This is a genomic window from Ferrovibrio terrae, from assembly GCF_007197755.1.
In the GTDB taxonomy this organism is placed as follows: domain Bacteria; phylum Pseudomonadota; class Alphaproteobacteria; order Ferrovibrionales; family Ferrovibrionaceae; genus Ferrovibrio; species Ferrovibrio terrae.
The window spans coordinates 2,570,802-2,588,679 of the sequence record NZ_CP041636.1 but is presented as its reverse complement, the minus strand read 5'-3'; the positions used below and the strand labels follow the sequence as shown (position 1 = coordinate 2,588,679).

The 17,878-nt window shown below is 64.3% G+C and carries 15 protein-coding genes; 8 read left to right on the top strand and 7 right to left on the bottom strand.

Translation table 11 applies throughout. The annotated features are described in order from the left end of the window. Positions 1–145: 145 nt before the first annotated feature. Positions 146–2,176 carry a TRAP transporter permease gene (locus tag FNB15_RS12605; protein ID WP_221932642.1) on the top strand — a complete coding sequence of 677 codons (2,031 nt, stop codon included), beginning with the start codon at positions 146–148 and terminating at the stop codon, positions 2,174–2,176. A gap of 3 nt (positions 2,177–2,179) precedes the next feature. Here the strand turns inward: FNB15_RS12605 and FNB15_RS12600 are convergent, their stop codons facing one another. The 3 genes from FNB15_RS12600 to FNB15_RS12590 all read right to left on the bottom strand — a co-directional run bounded on the left by FNB15_RS12600 (position 2,180) and on the right by FNB15_RS12590 (position 7,337). After that, positions 2,180–3,955: a glycoside hydrolase family 17 protein gene (locus FNB15_RS12600; protein WP_144069039.1), complete on the bottom strand. Its 1,776-nt coding sequence runs from the start codon at positions 3,953–3,955 to the stop codon at positions 2,180–2,182. Positions 3,956–3,976: 21 nt separating this feature from the next. Further along, positions 3,977–6,646 carry a glycosyltransferase gene (locus FNB15_RS12595; protein ID WP_246068677.1) on the bottom strand — a complete coding sequence of 890 codons (2,670 nt, stop codon included), beginning with the start codon at positions 6,644–6,646 and terminating at the stop codon, positions 3,977–3,979. Positions 6,647–6,851: 205 nt separating this feature from the next. Next, entirely contained in the window at positions 6,852–7,337 is a 486-nt protein-coding gene (locus FNB15_RS12590; RefSeq protein WP_144069038.1) for an Lrp/AsnC family transcriptional regulator, read from the bottom strand. Positions 7,338–7,467: 130 nt separating this feature from the next. Between FNB15_RS12590 and FNB15_RS12585 the strand changes: the two genes are divergently transcribed. From FNB15_RS12585 to FNB15_RS12575, 3 genes are read left to right on the top strand one after another with little or no spacing between them, the layout of a single operon-like run. Then, positions 7,468–8,436, top strand: a complete 969-nt coding sequence (locus FNB15_RS12585; RefSeq protein ID WP_144069037.1) for a DMT family transporter — start codon at positions 7,468–7,470, stop codon at positions 8,434–8,436. 5 nt (positions 8,437–8,441) lie between these two features. Then, entirely contained in the window at positions 8,442–8,819 is a 378-nt protein-coding gene (locus FNB15_RS12580; RefSeq protein ID WP_144069036.1) for a VOC family protein, read from the top strand. 34 nt (positions 8,820–8,853) lie between these two features. Beyond that, a complete protein-coding gene (locus FNB15_RS12575; protein WP_144069035.1) occupies positions 8,854–10,047 on the top strand; it encodes a pyridoxal phosphate-dependent aminotransferase in 1,194 nt (397 codons plus the stop codon). Between the two features lie 111 nt (positions 10,048–10,158). Here the strand turns inward: FNB15_RS12575 and FNB15_RS12570 are convergent, their stop codons facing one another. Together FNB15_RS12570 and FNB15_RS12565 are read right to left on the bottom strand one after the other, a co-directional pair. Next, positions 10,159–10,539: a hypothetical protein gene (locus FNB15_RS12570; protein WP_144069034.1), complete on the bottom strand. Its 381-nt coding sequence runs from the start codon at positions 10,537–10,539 to the stop codon at positions 10,159–10,161. 136 nt (positions 10,540–10,675) lie between these two features. Further along, entirely contained in the window at positions 10,676–11,869 is a 1,194-nt protein-coding gene (locus FNB15_RS12565) for a class I SAM-dependent rRNA methyltransferase (protein WP_144069033.1), read from the bottom strand. 77 nt (positions 11,870–11,946) lie between these two features. On the opposite strand from FNB15_RS12565, the gene FNB15_RS12560 reads away from it, so the two are divergent. Genes FNB15_RS12560 through FNB15_RS12550 form a run of 3 tightly spaced genes read left to right on the top strand, consistent with a single transcriptional unit; the run spans position 11,947 to position 13,767 of the window. Continuing rightward, positions 11,947–12,357 (top strand): HIT family protein, encoded by a 411-nt coding sequence (locus FNB15_RS12560; RefSeq protein ID WP_144069032.1) that lies wholly within the window; start codon positions 11,947–11,949, stop codon positions 12,355–12,357. Beyond that, positions 12,354–12,677 carry a SemiSWEET family sugar transporter gene (locus FNB15_RS12555; RefSeq protein WP_246068676.1) on the top strand — a complete coding sequence of 108 codons (324 nt, stop codon included), beginning with the start codon at positions 12,354–12,356 and terminating at the stop codon, positions 12,675–12,677. The genes FNB15_RS12560 and FNB15_RS12555 overlap by 4 nt, the downstream gene beginning before the upstream one ends. 40 nt (positions 12,678–12,717) lie before the next feature. Then, positions 12,718–13,767 (top strand): TAXI family TRAP transporter solute-binding subunit, encoded by a 1,050-nt coding sequence (locus FNB15_RS12550; protein WP_144069031.1) that lies wholly within the window; start codon positions 12,718–12,720, stop codon positions 13,765–13,767. A 6-nt stretch (positions 13,768–13,773) separates the two neighbouring features. Here FNB15_RS12550 and FNB15_RS12545 read toward each other — a convergent pair whose 3' ends face one another. After that, positions 13,774–14,430 (bottom strand): glutathione S-transferase family protein, encoded by a 657-nt coding sequence (locus tag FNB15_RS12545; RefSeq protein WP_144069030.1) that lies wholly within the window; start codon positions 14,428–14,430, stop codon positions 13,774–13,776. 113 nt (positions 14,431–14,543) lie between these two features. On the opposite strand from FNB15_RS12545, the gene FNB15_RS12540 reads away from it, so the two are divergent. Next, a complete protein-coding gene (locus tag FNB15_RS12540; RefSeq protein ID WP_144069029.1) occupies positions 14,544–15,917 on the top strand; it encodes a leucyl aminopeptidase family protein in 1,374 nt (457 codons plus the stop codon). A gap of 33 nt (positions 15,918–15,950) precedes the next feature. Here FNB15_RS12540 and FNB15_RS12535 read toward each other — a convergent pair whose 3' ends face one another. Beyond that, positions 15,951–17,774: a caspase family protein gene (locus FNB15_RS12535; protein WP_185973539.1), complete on the bottom strand. Its 1,824-nt coding sequence runs from the start codon at positions 17,772–17,774 to the stop codon at positions 15,951–15,953. Positions 17,775–17,878: the final 104 nt, after the last annotated feature.

Genomic DNA, 17,878 nt, shown 5'->3' with positions numbered 1-17,878 from the left:
CGCCACCGGTTTTATACGGATTTTACCGGAATATGAGCCCCGCTTCGGCATTGGCCGGAGCGGGGCTCACTGTTAAAAGAACACTCCATAACAGGGGCCCATATCAGGGGCGTTGCGTGACAGGCAACGCAAGGGGAGTAGCGACATGACGCAGGACACCACCAAGAGCGCCACCGAAGCGATGATTGAGCCGGGCACGCTCGATAAGGAAACCCAGCGCAAGGTCGAGGAATATATCGAACAGGAAGAAGGCGCGGCCAATCGTCTCTCGGGCTGGGCCGGCCACCTGATCACCGCACTCGCCGTGATCATGACCCTGTTCCACATGTATGCCGCCTACGACATCGTACCGACGCAGACGCTGCGACCGGTCCATGTCGGCTTCGTCATGCTGCTGATCTTCCTGCTCTACCCTGTCGCCCTGCGCTTCCGCGACCGCATCCGCTGGTGGGACGTGCTCACCGCCCTGATCGGCATCGCCACCATGGCCTATCTGGTGATGGGCGGCGACGACCTGACCGACCGCGCCAGCCTGCCGAACCAGACCGATATGATGGTCGGCGCCGTCTTCGTCGTGCTGATCCTGGAGGCCACGCGCCGCACCACCGGCCCGATCATGCCGGTGGTCGGCATCATCTTCATCGCCTATGCGATGTTCGGCCCCTATCTGCCGTCGCCCTGGACCCATCGCGGCTACGACGCCGAGCGCCTGATCGGCCATCTCTACATGACGCTGGAAGGCATCTTCGGCTCGGCTGTCGACGTTTCGTCCAGCCTGATCATCCTGTTCACCATCTTCGGTGCCATTCTTCAGTTCTCCGGTGCCGGCAAATTCTTCATCGACTTCTCGTTCTCCGCCATGGGCGGCAAGAGCACCAGCTCTGGTCGCGCCATCGTGCTGTCCTCCTTCCTGCTCGGCGGTCCGTCGGGTTCGGGCGTCGCCACCACGGTGACGATCGGCTCGGTCGCCTGGCCGATGTTGAAGAAATCGGGCTATGTCGCTTCGGCGGCCGGCGGCCTGCTGGCGGCTGGCGGTCTTGGCGCGATCATCTCGCCGCCGGTGCTGGGCGCCGCAGCCTTTCTGATCGCCGAATTCCTCAAGATTTCGTATCTCGACGTCATCCGCATGGCGGCGATTCCCACCGTGCTCTACTACTTCTGCCTTCTGGCGATGGTCGAGTTCGATGCCGGCAAGTACAACATCGCCAATGTCGATCTTGGCAAGCGCGACAGCCTGTGGGACCTGACCAAGCGTTACGGCTATCACTTCAGTTCGCTGGTCTCGATCGTCATCCTGATGCTGATGGGCTTCTCGCCGGTGCTGTCGGTCTTCTGGGCCACCATCGCCGCCATCGCCGTTAGCTATTTCCGTCGCGACACCGCGTTGACCCCGAAGAAGCTGATCGATGCACTGGCTGCCGGCTCCATCGGCGTGCTGGGCACCGCGGCCACCTGCGCCTCGGCCGGCATCATCGTCGGCGTGGTCACGCTGACCGGTCTCGGTCTCAAATTCAGCGCCATCGCCATCGCCTATGCCGGCGGCAGCCTGGTGCTGACGGCGGTGTATACCGCGCTGATCGTGTGGATCGTCGGCCTCGCCGTGCCGGTGACGGCGTCCTACATCATCTGCGCGGTGATCGCGGCCCCGGCCCTGATCAAGCTCGGCGTGCCGGATTATGCCGCGCATATGTTCATCTTCTACTACGCGGTGCTGTCGGAAGTGTCGCCGCCGACCGCGCTGTCGCCCTTCGCCGCCGCCGCCATTACCGGCGCCGATCCGTACCGCACCACGCTGCAGTCGTGGAAATACACGATGCCGGCCTTCCTGGTGCCGTTCGTCTTCGTGCTCGATCCGAATGGCGTCGGCCTGTTGCTGACCGTGCCCAAGGGCGGCGACTGGACGCAGATCGCGTGGGTCACCGCCACCACCGCCATCGGCATCTGGGCCTATGCCGGCGCCACGCAGGGCTGGCTGTTCGGCAGGACCGGCCGCGTCGTGCAGGCCGCGCTGGTCGTGGCCGGCACGCTGCTGCTGTTCCCCTCGCTGCTCGATGCGATCTCGACCACGCTGGGCAGCGAGCATCTCGACCTGATGAAATCGGTCGGCATCGCGCTCACCATCGCACTGGCGGTCTTCCAGCGCGGACGCGCCGCACTGGCCAAACGCGCCGCCTGACGATCAGACGGCGGCAGCTGTCCGTGCTGTCGTCCGCTGCGCGGCCAGGGCCAGATTGCCCAGCAGCGGCAGGGCATAGACGACCGTGATAGCGCACCAGTAGAGCGCCTCGCGGTTGTCCAGCGTCTCGAGGCTGACTACCAGCACCGGCAGGCAGAGCAGCAGGAACGTCAGCACCGCCTCCCAGCCGAAACGGCCCTGCGCCGTCGTGCCCGCCTGCGGATCGGCAAAGGTATTGCCCAACGCGATGCGCGCCATTCCGGCATTGTCGTTGCGACCGAACAGCCCGGCGAGCAGCCGCAGCAGCAGCAGGCCGGCGACCGGCAGCAGGAAATAGTCGATCGGGAAATCGCGGTAGCGGCCCGCCGCCACCAGCATCACCGCATGATAGGTCACCCACAGGCCGAGCAGGCCGTAGATCGCCTCGCCCAGCCGCGGCTGGCGCAGCGACAGCACACCGGCCCCCAGTCCGGCACCGGGACGCAGCAGACCGAAGGCGCTGCCCAATGAGCGCGGCGAATGCGTGAGTGCGCTTTTGCCGCCAAGCAGCACGAGCAGGCGGCGGAACAGCAGCAGCCCGAAGATGCCAATCAGCAGGATGGCGATCCCGGCCTCGATCTGGTGCGCCACGGAGAAATTGTATTCCAGGCCACGCTCGATCGCGGCCGACAGCAATGCGGCCTGCACCTGCGCGAAACCCACGGCCGCCGCCATGCCGGCGGTCGACAGCGTCACGATCGTCTGCGCATGCAGCACCAGCAGGATCAGCGCCAGCAGCACACCCAGGCCGGCGAACAATGGCCATTCCGGCAGGTTCGACACCTTGCCGCCAACTTCGAATTTCGGCTGGCGCAATTCGTTCAGGATACCCCAGGCGCCGCCGACGGTGCCTTCCATCTTGACCTTCCATGGCTGGTCGAACGCCTCGACCAGGTTGTAGGACAGGCCCTCCTTTTTGGCGGTCTGCATGAAGTCGGCGATGAAGCCGGCCGCTTCGGTGCGCGACGGGACAGCGTCGCGGCGAGAGCGGCCTTCCGACGGCCAGCCGACCTCGCCGATGGTGATCGGCTTGCCCGGCAGCTTGGCCTTCACCTCGCGGAAGACCTCCATGATATGCGGCATCGAATGCGACGCCGCGATCGGCAGATCTTCCCAGTAGGGCAGGAAATGCACCGTGACGAAATCGACTTCGTTCAGCAGCTGGGGGAAGCGCAGCCAGAACTCCCACACATCGGCATAGGTGACCGGCTGCTTCACGGCGGCCTTGACCTTGCGGATATAGGCGATCACCTCATCGACCGTCAGGTCCTTGCGCAGCAGCACCTCGTTGCCGACCACCAGCGACTTGATCGCGTCGGGATATTTGTTGGCCAACTCAATGGCGGCGGCCACTTCCTTGTCGTTGATGTCGCGCTCCGGCCCGAGCCAGACGCCCTGCATCACGTTGATACCGAGCTTCTGCGCCGCCGGCGGCACCACTTCGAGGCCTTCGCGCGACGTGTAGGTGCGAATACCCCGCGTGAGACCCTTCAGGCTCTCCAGGTCCTCGACCACCTGTTCGGCGGTCGGATAAACGTGGGTCAGCGGACTCTGGCCGCGCCGGAATGGCGCAAACGACATGCTCTCGACCACATGCTCCTGCGCCGCGTAGGGGGCATTCCCCACCTGCACCGGCTGGTTGGGCCACCACCAGGCGACGATATTGGCGAGAGCGGCAAGAAGGACCAGCAGCAGCAGCCACACGAAGCGCGTGGCCGGCCGGGATGTCGGCGCAGTCATGTTTGTAAGCCTGTCCTGGAGTTACTGCGCCGGGCTGCCCTGCGAGGCAGCATCGGTCGGCGTGGATGTCGGTGCCGGAATGGCGGCCGTCTTGCTCGGCGATTTCGGCGTCGTGCTGATGAAGGCGAGGATGAGCGACGCCCAGTAAGGCATGGACTGCGCCCACATCACGATGGCCCAGAGCCGCGCCTCGGGGTCTTCGCCACCCTGGAAATTCCACATGCCGATGCCGGCGAGCAGCAGCAGCACCGCGATCAGGGTTTCTTCCTGCGCCATGATGAAGGCCTGCACAACGGCAGCCTGGTCTTCATGCTTGGGCGTGCGGATGAACGGCAGTTTCGATGTGAACAGACCGAACAGCATCGCCTTGGCAATCGTGTAGGTCAGCGCCAGACCGGCAAGGCCTGCGCCCAGCCGTTGCCGCAGCGAACAGGCCACACGAATCTTGTAGAGCCAGAGGAACTGCGCCAGCTTGGCGCCGAACACCGCCACCACCGGCAGCAGGAACAGCGCCAGCGGCAGTTCGAAATATTTAGGCAGGATCAGCACGCCAACGGTCCAGACCAGCGAGGCGATGGCGAAGATCAGGCCCAGCGCATCGGCGAACCACGGCAGCCAGCCGGTCACGAAGTGATAGCGCTGCATCGGGTCGAGTTTGCGCTCGTCGCCCGGCAGCATGTCGCGCCAGTGCCGCTTGATGATCTGCACCGCGCCATAGGCCCAACGGAAACGCTGGCTCTTGTAGCCCGCAAAGCTGTCGGGTGTCAGGCCATAGCCATAACGCTTGTCGGTGTAGACCGAGTGCCAGCCGCCGGCGAGCAGGCGCAGACCCATCTCGGCATCCTCGCAGATGCACCACTCGGCCCAGATGCCGACGTGGTCGATGGCGGCCTTGCGCACAAGGGTCATGGTGCCGTGCTGGATGATGGCGTCGCGTTCATTCCGCTGCACCATGCCGATCTGGAAGAAGCCGGCATATTCCCAGTTGATGAATTCCTTGAAGGTGTCGTTCTTCCAGTCGTAGTGATCCTGCGGTGCCTGCACGAAGCCGATATCGGCGCGATCGAAATACGGCACCAGCGACTTCAGCCAGTCGGGCTCGACCAGATAATCGGCATCGATCACGCCGACGATCTCAACATCCTTGGCCGTGTTGCGCAGTGCGAAGTTCAGCGCGCCGGCCTTGAAGCCTTTCAGCGGCGAGACATGGAAGAAACGAAACTTCTCGGGATCGAGATGCGTGCGGCAGTATTCCTCGACCGGCCGCCAGACCTTCTCGTCCTTGGTGTTGTTGTCGATCAGCAGCACTTCGAAATTCGGATAATCAAGGCGGTTGAGCGCATCGAGCGTGCGCTTCAGCATTTCCGGCGGTTCGTTATAGGCCGGGATATGAATCGAGACCTTGGGCCAGGACCGCTCCACATCGGTGCGGAACGGCAGGAAGTGCCGTTGCCGTCGGCTCGCCCAGATCACTTCCGAAAGCTCCAGTCCTTCGACCAGCACCACCATGAACAGCAAGAGCAGCAATGGCAGCAGCATCGCCCACATCAGTGCGATGCCGGGACTCATATACGTTCGCAATCCTGAATCGACCACCATCACCAGCGCGCTGGTGACAACCTGGATCAGCGCGATGAAGAAGAAACGGCCCGAGAAGCGCAGATCGGCCCAGCGCGCCAGGAACCAGGCCATCAGCGGCAGCGCCAGCAGGATCGAGGCGGCAGCCAGCTGCGGCCAGTGCGGCCGGTCGCTGACCGGGCCGGTCATCGGAAATTTCGGCGTGCGGTCGGCATTGTAGATGCCCCAATAGGCGCCGACCGAGCCTTCGATATTGCGCTTCCATGGCTGGTCGAAGGCTTCCTGCAGAAAGTAATCGAGGCCGCGCTGGTTGGCGATGTTGAGGAAGGCGCGCATGAACGCCGCCTGCGTCGTCGGGCTCGGCACGGCATCGCGGCGCGTGCGACCTTCCGACGGCCAGCCGATTTCGGTGATCACCACCTTTTTGGTCGGAAAGGCGTCCTTCACCTGCTGATAGCGGCTGAGCGCGTATTCCACCGCCTTGTCCGGCGCCTGGCCTTCCCAGTAGGGCAGCAGATGGATAGCGATGAAGTCAACCTCGCGGCCGAGCTGCGGATAGCGCAGCCAGACGTCCCAGGTTTCCGGCGTCGAGACTTCGACATGTTTGCCGCGATTGGCAAGGCCGGTGCGGACGCGACGAATATACTCGACCAGATCCTGGATCGGCATGTCGGCGCGCAGCAGCGTTTCGTTGCCGACCAGCACGCGGCGGATGTTGCTATTTGTCGCCGCGATTTCGATCAGGTTTTTGATTTCTTCCTCGTTGCGCTCGAGGCGGCCGTCGAGCCAGCTGCCCTGCATCACCTCGAGGCCATAGCGGCCGGCGATCTTGGCGATCTCGCCCTGCCCGTCGATGGTCGAATAGGTGCGGATCTGCCGCACCTGGCCAGCCAGGATTTGCATGTCCTGTTCGATCTCGGCTTCGCTGGCAAATTTGTTGGTGCGCGGATCCTGGTCGGCGCGGAACGGCGTGTAATCGAAACCGCTGATCACTTCGCCCCAGGGGCGCGGTTCGATCGGACGGTTCATATAGGCCCAGCCGGCCAGATTGAGGACGCCGACAATGAGCAGGACGAACAGTCCCGAATAGCGCATGGCAAGAGACTTGGACACTTGGGCCCCGGGGCAGAGATGACGACGCAGCGCCGGCGACCCCATACCGGCCATAACCGCCGGTACCGGTTTCCGGCTGGCAGTCTGAATAGGCAGGTAATATGGCGGCTTTACGGCAGACGCCGGACTATACGGTGGGGCAAAAAAAGAGTCGAGGGCACGGCAGGTTAGCACCTGAAGACGAGGCCCGGGCAAGGGCCGGCCGCTAGACCTCCGCCAGATGCGCCAATGGCAAGGCTCCGTCGGTCTTGATCGCCCGGATCACGAAATTGGAGCGGATGTCCTTCACCATCGGCAGCGACAACAAGCGCTGGGTCAGCAATTCCTCGTAGGCCGCTAGATCGGGTACCACCACCTCGGCGAAGAAATCGGCCTCACCCGAGACCATGTGCGCCGACACCACTTCGGGAATCGCCTCCAGCATGCGCTGGTGGCTGGCGGCATTCTCGGCCGAATGCTTTTCCACCTTGATATCGACATAGACCGTGAGGCCGAGGCCGAGCTTGCGGCGATCCAGCACCGCGCGATAGCCGCGGATATAGCCGTCCTCCTCCAGCCGCTTGACCCGGCGCAGGCAGGGCGATGGCGACAGGCCTACCTTTTCGGCTAGGTCGACGTTACTTAGCCGGGCATCGGCCTGCAGGGCGGCCAGGATCTTGCGGTCGAAGTCGTCAAGGTTCTCTTTTGGCACTTTCTGCCTCTGCTGCTGTCACTTACTGTCATAAATTGCTGAAATAATCCCAAAACAGGCAGAAATAGCAAGGACATGCCGTCCGTTTCCCGGCGATCCTTCATCTGCTTATTGCCCGGAGTTCCCGTTCATGTCCGCCCCCCTCACCTCCGCCCCCGCCGTGCCGCTTCCCCTGGCCGAACCCGGCCGCTGGCTCGGCGCGGCTGCCGCGCTGGCCACGGTTCTGCTCTGGGCGGCCGGACTGGTGGCGACCCGCTTTGGCGTCACCGGCGCGCTGTCGCTGTGGGATGTGATTTTCCTGCGGCTCGCGCTGCCCGCCCTGCTGCTGATCCCGATCCTGCTGCGCTTCATGCGCATGCCGGCGCCTGATGGCAGCGCGGCCGCTGGCAACCGGCCGTTCTGGATCGTGGTGATGATCCTCGGCGCCGGCCTGCCCTTCCTGTTGATCGGCAGCGGCGGCATGGTGTTTGCGCCCGCCGCCCATGCCGGCGCGCTGATGCCGGGCAGCATGCCGCTCTTCGCCGCCTTGTTTGCCGCGCTGCTACTGGGCGAAAGCTTCAATACGCAGCGCAAGCTCGGCACGGCATTGATGCTGCTGGGCGCGATTGCCGTCGGCGGCTGGCAGGTGGTGCAGGGCACCAGCGACACCTGGCGCGGCGACCTGATGTTCGTCTGCGCCGGCGCGATGTGGGCCTGCTACACCATCGGCCTGAAAAAGACCGGCATCGGCCCCTGGCAGGCGGCTGCCGTGGTCTATGTCGCCTCTTTTGTCGTCTACACGCCGATCTATTTCCTGTGGTTCGACAGCCGGCTGCTGATCGCGCCGGCCTTCGAGATCGGCGTGCAGGTCGTGCAGTCGGTCGCCTCCGGCCTGCTCAGCATGGCAGCCTACAGCTTCGCCGTGCGTCGGTTGGGTGCGGCGCCGGCCGCCGCCTTCGGGGCGCTGACGCCCGCTCTCACGGCCTTGCTGGCAATCCCGCTGCTCGGCGAATGGCCGGAGACCGTCACCTGGATCGGAATTGTCGCCGTCAGCCTCGGCGTGGCCTTGGCCAACGGCGCGTTTTCGCGCTATAACCGAGCTAACCATCAAAGAGGTTAGTTTAGATGTTCGACCATCTCTCCATCGGCGTGCGCGACATGGCGCGGTCAGGCGCCTTCTACGATGCGGCACTGAAGCCGCTTGGCCACACGCGGCTCTACGAAGGCGAATACGGCATCGGCTACGGCACTAAGCATCCGCAATTCTGGATCGACCGTACCGACAGCCCGGTGCCGTCCGATCCAAAATCCTGCCTGCATATCTGCTTCCGCGCCGACAGCCGCGCTGCCGTCGATGCCTTTCACGCGCTCGCCATACAGAATGGCGGCACCGATAACGGCCCGCCCGGCCTGCGCCCGCAATACACCCCAACGTATTATGCGGCGTTTGTGATCGACCCTGACGGTTACCGCATCGAAGCGGTGTGCTACACGCCTGACTAAACCCAAAAGCAAACGAACGCTGTATACTGCGGCCATGCTCGACCATATCGACAAAGTCTTCGTCCCGCTCGCTGCCTCATCGCGCAGCGATGTCGAGATCTACCAGATGTGGGAGATCTTCAAGGCGGTGAATGCGAAGGTGAAGGCCGGCGGCAAAGTCGTCAGTCTGCTGGCCGGCGAGCCGACCCTGCCGCCGCCGCAGGCCGCGATCAAGGCGGCGCAGGATGCGCTCAGCAGCGGCAAGCCGCTGGGCTATACCGAAGCACTCGGCATTCCGGCGTTGCGCGAGGGCATCGCGCAGTTTTACCAGCGCCGCCACGGTCTGGAGATTTCATCCAGCCGCGTCGCCGTCACGGTGGGCACTTCCTCGGGGCTCATGCTCGCCTTCCTGGCAGCATTTTCGGCCGGCGACACGGTGGCGGTGGTCGAACCGAGCTATCCGGCCTATCGCGGCACGCTCAAGGCCATCGACCTGGTGCCGTATCGTCTCACCACCAATGCCTCGACCGGCTATCGCGTCACGCCGGAGATGATCGCCGCGCTGCCGGCGCAGGTGAAGGGTGTGGTGATCGCCAGCCCGGCCAATCCGACCGGCACGATGCTGTCAGCCGAAGAACTCCGCGCGATCTACGATCTCTGCCAGCAGCGCGGGTTGTGGCTGATCGTCGACGAGCTGTATCACGGCGTGACGTATGATCGCGCCGCCGAGACCGTGTTGTCGGTCGGCGACGATGCCATCGTCATCAACGGCTTCTCGAAATACTGGGGCATGACCGGCTGGCGCATCGGCTGGCTGGTGCTGCCCGAGCGGCTGGTGTCGCGCATCGAGGCGCTGCATGGCTCGCTGCAGATTTCCGCGCCGACGCTGTCGCAGCTGGCCGGCATCGCAGCCCTGAACGCCGATGCCGAACTGACGCCGCGCGTCGAAGCCTATCGCCGCAACCGCGACAAGCTGCTGGCGGCGTTGCCGCGCTGGGGTATCACGCGTTTCGCGCCGCCCGATGGCGCCTTTTATCTCTATATCGATGTCGGCGATTTCACGGATGACAGCGTGGCCTTCTGCAGGCGCATGCTGGACGAGACCGGCGTGGTGGCGGCGCCCGGCGTCGATTTCAACACCGCCGACGGCCACCGCTACATCCGGTTTTCCTTCTGCATGGACGCCGCCATCATCGATGACGCCATCGCGCGGCTCGATCCGTGGTTCAGACGGCTGAACAGGCAGTAAAAAAAAGTCCACGCGAAAAAATGGGCCCCCGGGTCAAGCCCGGGGTGACGGCTAAATTTCAATCGTCATCCCGGCCGAAGCGCAGCGAAGAGCCGAGATCCCATTTGGCCCTCAAAACGCCGGCCTGTTGAAATACATGTCATAGGCCGCGAGCCCCTTGCCGCGCATGCATTGCGACACGCCATTGTTATACTCGCGGTAATCATAGATCGGTTCCGGATACGAGCGGCAGACCTCGCGCACCCGCTCGACGCAGCGCCTGTCACGCTTAGCACAAGCGACCCGCTCGGTGCGGCATTCGCTGCGCCAGGTTTCGCCGACATGGCGGATCAGCGGGCGCGACTGATACTGGCAGGTTTCGTATTCGTCATAGGCGGCATAGCACTGCTCGGCATTGGGCAGCGAGCCGCAATGCCATTGCGCACAGCCTGGCAGGAACACCGCCAGCGCCAGCAGCGCGACAACGCGTCGGATCGTTTCGGGGGAAGACATGACCGTCCTCGGGGCAGGCTTCCCGTATCAGCCGATCTTGCTGGGGCGACATGCCCGCCACGGGACATGCCGGTCTTTTATCGGAAGCCTGCCGAGCCGGAATCCTGCCGCCCGCCCATGGCGAAATTGCGGCGGATTAATCGAGCTGCAAAATCTGCCATTTCAGATAGGCGCTTTCCGGCAGATGCGGATGCACCGGATGGTCAGGACCGGCGCCGCCGGAATACAGCACGCGTCCCGAACGGCCGGCCTGGCTGATCCCGATGGCGACTTCCTTGGCAAACACCTCGCCCGGCAGCAGATGCGCGCAGCAGGCGACGAACCACAGCCCGCCCGGCCTGACCAGCGGCGCGGCCAGCTTGGCCAGTTTGCGATAGGCCTTGGCGCCCGGACCGAGATCCTTGCGGCTTTTGACGAAATTCGGCGGGTCGGTGACGACGATGCCGAAGCGCGCCTTCTCGGACTGCAACTGCTCCAGCGCCGGGAAGGCCTCGGCCTTCTCGAATTTCGCGATCCGGTTGAGGTCGTTGTCCTTCGCGCCCTGCACCGCCTGGGCGATGGCGAGTTCCGAACGGTCGATGCCGCGCACGCTTTTTGCCCCCGCCTTCGCGGCGGTGAGGGCAAAAGCGCCGGAATTGCAGTAGACGTCCAGCATGTCCTCGCCCTTCGCCTGGGCGGCAATCAGGGCGCGGGCCCCGGCAAGGTCGAAATACCAGCCGGTCTTCTGGCCTTCCAGCAGGTCGAGCGCGATGCGCACGCCGCCCTCTTCCACCACGGCCGGGCCGTCATCCAGGCTGCCGGCGGCAAGGCGAATCTCGGGCTGCAGGCCCTCCAGCGCCCGCACCGGGCTGTCGTTGCGCAACACCACGGCGCGCGGCTTCAGCACGTCAGTGAGCGCGGACAGCAGCTCGGGCAGCAGGCGCTCCGCACCCGCTGTATTGCACTGGACGCAGACCACATCGCCATAGCGGTCGATCACAAGGCCCGGCAGGCCGTCGGCTTCGGCATGCACCAGGCGGTAATAGGGCTGGATGAAGCAGCGTTCGCGCAACCGCAGCGCCGCGCGCAACCGGCGGCTGAGGAAAGCCGCGTCGATCGTTGCGGCTTCGTTGCTCAAAAGCCGCGCGGCAATGAGCGAATGCGGGTTGAATGTGCCGATTCCCAGCAAGGCGCCCTGGGCATCGTCGAGTCGCACAAGGCTGCCGGGTGCAATCGCCTTTGCATCCGCATCCAGTGCAATCTCATTGGAGTAGACCCACGGATGTCCACCTCTTGCGCGGCGCTCTTCTCGCGGTTTCACGCGCAGAACGGGCAACGTATTGAAAGTCATGGACAAATCCTCAGGACGCAGGTATCAGCGCCAGACCGGCTTCGGCACCGCACAAACAAGAAGGCGAAGTTTAGTCGATGTTCACCCTGCACGACCAGTTGCGCCGCGACACTTTCGCGGTCTGCCGAATGAAGCTCTGCCTGGTCCAGCTGATGAACGACAGCCAATACCCATGGCTCATCCTGGTTCCCGCCGTCGAGGCCGTCACCGAAATCGCCGATCTGAACGAGAAGCAGCGCAAACTGCTGATCAACGAGATCGCGCAGGCACAGCGCGTGCTGCAGCATGTGTTCGAGCCGCACAAGCTGAATGTCGGCGCGCTCGGCAACATGGTGCCACAGCTGCATGTGCATGTGATCGCCCGCTTCCGCGAAGACGGCGCCTGGCCGGGCCCGGTCTGGGGCAAGCTGCCGCCCAGGCCTTATGACGATGCCGCCATGCGCGCCACCGTCGCCAGGCTGCAGAACGCCTTCATCACCCGCGTGTGAGCGCCTATACTGGCGTCATGACGTCTGAAACCATCGAAATCATCGGCCTGATCGCCGGCGCGCTCACCACGCTGGCCTATGTGCCGCAGGTATTGAAGATCTGGCGCAGCCGCTCGGCGCGCGACATTTCACTGGGCATGTTCCTGCTGATGAACTGTGGCATCGCGCTGTGGCTGATCTACGGCCTGCTGATCGGCTCGCCCGGGCTGATCGCCGCCAATGTCGTCACGCTGGGGCTGACCGCGGCCGTGCTGGTCGCCAAGTTGAAATTCGACCGGCCGGGCTCGCCCAGGCAGGCCGCCGACACGGTCAACAGCTGATCACTAGCTCTCGGCGTCCGCGCGGCGTATAAAAAACGCCATGAACAGGCGCGACTTCCTGCTTCGCTCCGCCGCCAGCGTCTCACTCGGAGGCGTTGCCCTTCTCGCGCGTCCCGCTGCGGCCCAGCAGGTCCAGGCCGAAACGGTCCGGCCGAAAGACAGCGGCGGCTTCTTCCGCATCCTCACCGGCTCGGCGCATACCACCGCCTTCCCCGTCGGCGTCGCCATGGCCTCCGCCATCTCGAATCCGCCCGGCAGCCGTCCCTGCGACAAGGGTGGCTCCTGCGGCGTGCCCGGGCTCATTGCTGTGGCGCTGACCAGCCAGGGCTCTGTGGCCAATCTGGCCGCCATCGGCAACGAGAGCATCGAAAGCGGCTTCGCGCAGGCCGATCTGGTCGCCAGCGCCTATCAGGGCGAGGGCATCTATTTCCGTCGCGCCAAGCAGGGCAACCTGCGGGTGCTGGCCAGCCTGTATCCCGAAACCATTCATCTGGTGGTGCGCGGCACCGCCGGCATCAACGGCGTGGGCGACCTGGCCGGCAAGCGCGTCTCGCTTGACCGCACCGGCTCGGGCACGCGCTTCAATGCCGAGATCATCCTGGCGGCGCATGGCCTGCGGCTGAACCAGCTGAAAGTGCTGGAAGTCGATCCCGGCGAGGCGGCCGACCTGATGGTGCGCGACCAGCTCGATGCGTTTTTCCTGATCTCGGGCCAGCCGGCGCCGACGGTAGGCGACCTGACCGATCGCGAGATCGCCCGCATCGTGCCATTGACCGGCCGGCAGATCGAAGGTGCGCTGCGCCGGCATCCCTTCTTCACGCGCGACATCATTCCGGCCAACACCTATCGCGGCGTGCCCGAAACCGAAACGCTCAGTATCGGCATGCAGTGGATCGGGCCGGAGAGCCTGGATCCCGAACTGGTCTACGAATTGCTGCGCGCGCTGTGGCATCCGCAGAACCGCAAGATCCTGAATGCCGGCCCGCCGATGTCCCAGCGTATCCGACTCGGCACCGCACTGCTCGGCGTCAGCGTGCCGCTGCATCTCGGCGCCGAACGCTTCTACCGTGAGATGAAGCTGATCACCTGACTGGCGTCAATTCTCCGGCAGCGGCTGTTCTTTTGCGGCGGCGGCGCACCACTCCTGCATCGCCGGGAATGCATAGATCGCGTTCACGTAAGCCTCGCTCACCGGATCCATCGCCACGCCGTAGCTCCGCAGACGCGTCGCCACCGGGGCATACATCGCATCGGCGATGCCGAAGCGGCCGAACAGGAAATCACCTTTCCTGCCGAAACGGCCGCGGCAGTCCTGCCAGATCTGCTGCACGCGCGCGATATCCAGACGCGCCTCCTCGCCGGGCATCACGCCATTCTGTGCCAGGGGACTGAGCTTGTTGATGTCCATCGGCAGTTCGCGGCGCAAGGCGACGAAGCCGGCATGCATCTCGCTCATCACGCTGCGCGCTACGGCGCAGGCGCGTGCATCCTCGGGCAGCAGGCCGGCCTCGGGCCAGGTGGCGGCGATATATTCGCAGATCGCCAGGCTCTCCCATATCGTCAGGTCGCCATGCTTGAGCACCGGCAGCTTGCCGGCGGCGGAATGCAGCAGGATTTCGGCTTTGGTTTCCGGCCGGCGCAGCACGATCAGCACCTCGTCGAAGGCCCGTCCGGCGGCTTTCAGCGCCAGCCAGGGCCGCAGGCTCCAGCTCGAATAATTCTTGTTGCCGATGACGAGAGTGAGATCGCTCACGGAAGGCTCCTGCCAGATGACCCGGGATTATCAAAACGCGCTGCCACCTTATAGACGACGGCCCGCCTGCCGCCCATATTGATATTGAACCATCGCAATGCCGAGGATTGTCCGTGCCTGCCACTCTGATTGCCAAATCCACCGCCGCCATCCCGGTCGAAACCGTGACCGCCAAGGCCTGGACCGCGCGCGCCGCCAAAGAAAAAGGTCTGGTTGCCGGTCTGGCTGAAGCGCAGGGCTTCAAGGGCAAGCCGGGCCAGGTGCTGGTGCTGCCGGATGCGAAAAGCGGCAAACCGGCGCGCGTGCTGGCCGGCATCAGTGACACGCCTGACCTGTGGTCTTACGCCGCCATTGCCGGTGCACTGCCCGCCGGCGACTACAAGCTGACCGATACCAAAGCCGGCGATGCCGCCGCTCTGGGCTGGGCGCTGAACGCCTATCGCTTCGACCGCTACAAGAAGATCGACAAGAAGCTCGTCCGCCTGGTCTGGCCCGCCAAAGCCAGCCAGCAGCGCGTGACAGCGCTGCATGACGGCATCGTTCTGGCGCGCGACCTGATCAACACCCCGGCCGGCGATATGGGTCCGGCCGAACTGGCCGAAGCCGCACGCGGCGTCGCGCTGGTCGGCAATGCCGAGTTCAGCACCATCATCGGCGACGACCTGCTGGAGCAGAATTACCCGATGATTCATGCCGTCGGCCGGGCCAGCGTGCGCCTGCCGCGCCTGATCGATCTGCGCTGGGGCAACCCGAAACATCCGAAGCTCACCCTGGTTGGCAAGGGCGTGTGTTTCGATACCGGCGGCCTCGATCTCAAGCCCTCGGCCGGCATGCTGCTGATGAAAAAAGATATGGGCGGCGCCGCCGTGATGCTGGGTCTGGCCGCCGCGATCATGGCGATGAAGCTGCCGGTGCGCCTGCGCCTGCTGATCGCTGCCGTCGAGAACAGCGTGTCGGGCAATGCCTTCCGCCCCGGCGACGTGCTGACCAGCCGCAAGGGGCTCACCGTTGAGATCGGCAATACCGATGCCGAAGGCCGGCTGGTGCTGGGCGATGCGCTGGCCGAGGCCGATACCGAGAAACCCGACTGGCTTATCGACGCCGCGACGCTCACGGGCGCTGCCCGCGTCGCCGTCGGTCCTGATCTTCCGGCGCTGTATGCGACCGACGATGCGATGGCGCAGGCGCTGCTCGATGCCGGGCTGAACGTGGGCGATCCGCTGTGGCGGATGCCGCTGCATGCCGGCTATCGCGAGTATATCGAGGGCAAGGTCGCCGATATCAGCAATTCAGGCGACACACCGTTTGCCGGTTCGATCACCGCGGCTTTGTTCCTGAAGGAATTCGTGTCGAAGACGAAATCATACGCGCATCTCGACATGTTCGCCTGGAACCCGCGCAGCCGCGCTGGCCGTCCGCTCGGCGCCGAGGCCACGGGACTGCGCGCGCTCTATGCAGCAATCGAGAAGCGCTACGGGAAGAAGTGACCCCGCTCTGGCATCATCCCGGGTTTGCCGGCTTTAGGGGGTCAAATGATACTCGCCAATGACCACCCGGTCATCGACGAGATCGAGTGCATAGCTGAAAGACGCGCTGAAGCTGCCCCAGACCGAGCCGCCGTCATGCCGCTGTCCGGTGAGCAGGATCGTGGCCCTGCGCGCGGCGGTGTCGACCGATTGCAGCGACGCCTTCCCCAGCTTCAGGTCAGCCGGCATGGCGGTGTTATGCGTGGTGCTCGGCACCATGATGCGATACTTGGCGAAATCCGTCTGCAGATGCGTCTTGAGTGCCGCCTCAACCTTCGGCCAGTTCTGTCGCAGCAGCGCCTCGTAATCACCAGCCAGAGCCGGGCCGGCATTCAGATTGGCAGCCGGCGCCTGCAAGCTGGCGACCATCGCCGGTGCCGGTGCCTGCGCCTGCCCGGGCGGCACATAAGCGTACGGACCGATGACAACCCTGCCATCGCCGAATTTCACATCATAGGTGAACTGCGCCTTGAATGGGCGCCAGAGGATCTGATTGCTGCCATAGCTGGTATTGCTCTGGAGCATGCCGTCCAGCAGGACGCCGATCCGTCCTGCCTCCGCATCGATCACACGCTCCAGGGTGGCCTGATTGAGTCGCACATCGGTCACCAGCGCATTATTCGCGGGGATCAGGATGCGATAGGTATTGTACTGCGCCGTCACATGCGCCTTGAGGGCGGCTTCCACCGCGGGCCAGTTCTGCCGCAGCGTAGCCTCCAGATCGCCGGTATCCACGAAAGCGGAATTCGGCTTCGACGGCAGCGGGGCGGATTTCAGGCTGGCAACCGCCACTGTGTCTTTCTTCGGCTCGGCCGCGGGTCTTGCCACCTTTGCTTCGGCGGCAGGCGCCAAAACCGGAGCTGGGGCCGACCGCTGCTTCGCAGCCTCGCCGAGCGACGCAATGCGCGTGCGCGCCAGCCTGTCGAAGGCGCCATTGGGATAACTGTCGACATAGGCCTGGTAATCGCGCGCGTCCTGGCTGTCCTTCACGGTATTCCAGAAGGCGATCTCGGCGGCGGAATCGCGCACGGGCGCGGCGAGCGACGCCACCTGCGTCGGCGCCGTTGCCTTGAACATGAAATTGCCCACGACCGATGAGCTTTCCCACGGCGTCTGCTTGCCCTGGGTGCGGGCGATTACGCCGCCACGCGCCTGCTTGAAGGCCTCTTCCATCGACAGGCCGGGCTGGCGGATGGCTTTCACCAGCTCGGATGTATAGATGCCATTCGCCGCATCGCCATCGCTCGCCACCGAACCCGGCGCGGTGGCATAGGCGATCAGCGTGCCGGTCGGCGCGGATATAGCGGCCAGCCCGTTGCTGACCGAGCGAAAGCTGCGCTGGAACGGATTGTTGCGACAGGCATCGAGAATCACGATGTTGAACTGATTCTTCGCCGTCGCCATGCGCGCCATGACATAGGCGACATCGACGCCTTCGACCTCGACCTCGTCCTCGCTTTCAATGCTGGCCTTGACCGGGATCAGGTAATTGGCGCCGCGCACCTGCATGCCGTGGCCGGCGAAATAGAACAGGCCGACCGTGTCCTGATTCAGCTTGCGGCCGAACTCGACGACCGCACGCTGCATCGCCGTGCGATCGGCATTCTCCAGCACGCGCACCTCGAAGCCCAGTTCGCGCAACGTGGCCGCCATGGTACGCGCATCATTGATCGGGTTCTTCAGGAGGCCATCGGTATAGGCGTTGTTGCCGATCACCAGCGCCAGCCTCTGCGTGGTGGCCTGCGACGACGTTGCCGGCAATGCCAGCGCCACCAGGACGGCAAAAATGATCTGTTTCAGTCGAATGAGCCCCTGCATGGCTCGTCCCCCGGTCTTCCCCCGAACCCTGCGGTTCGCCCGCGCCATATTACAACCGCGCCCGATGGCTTCTCAACCTAAAGGTTTTGTTCCGCATTGGGACG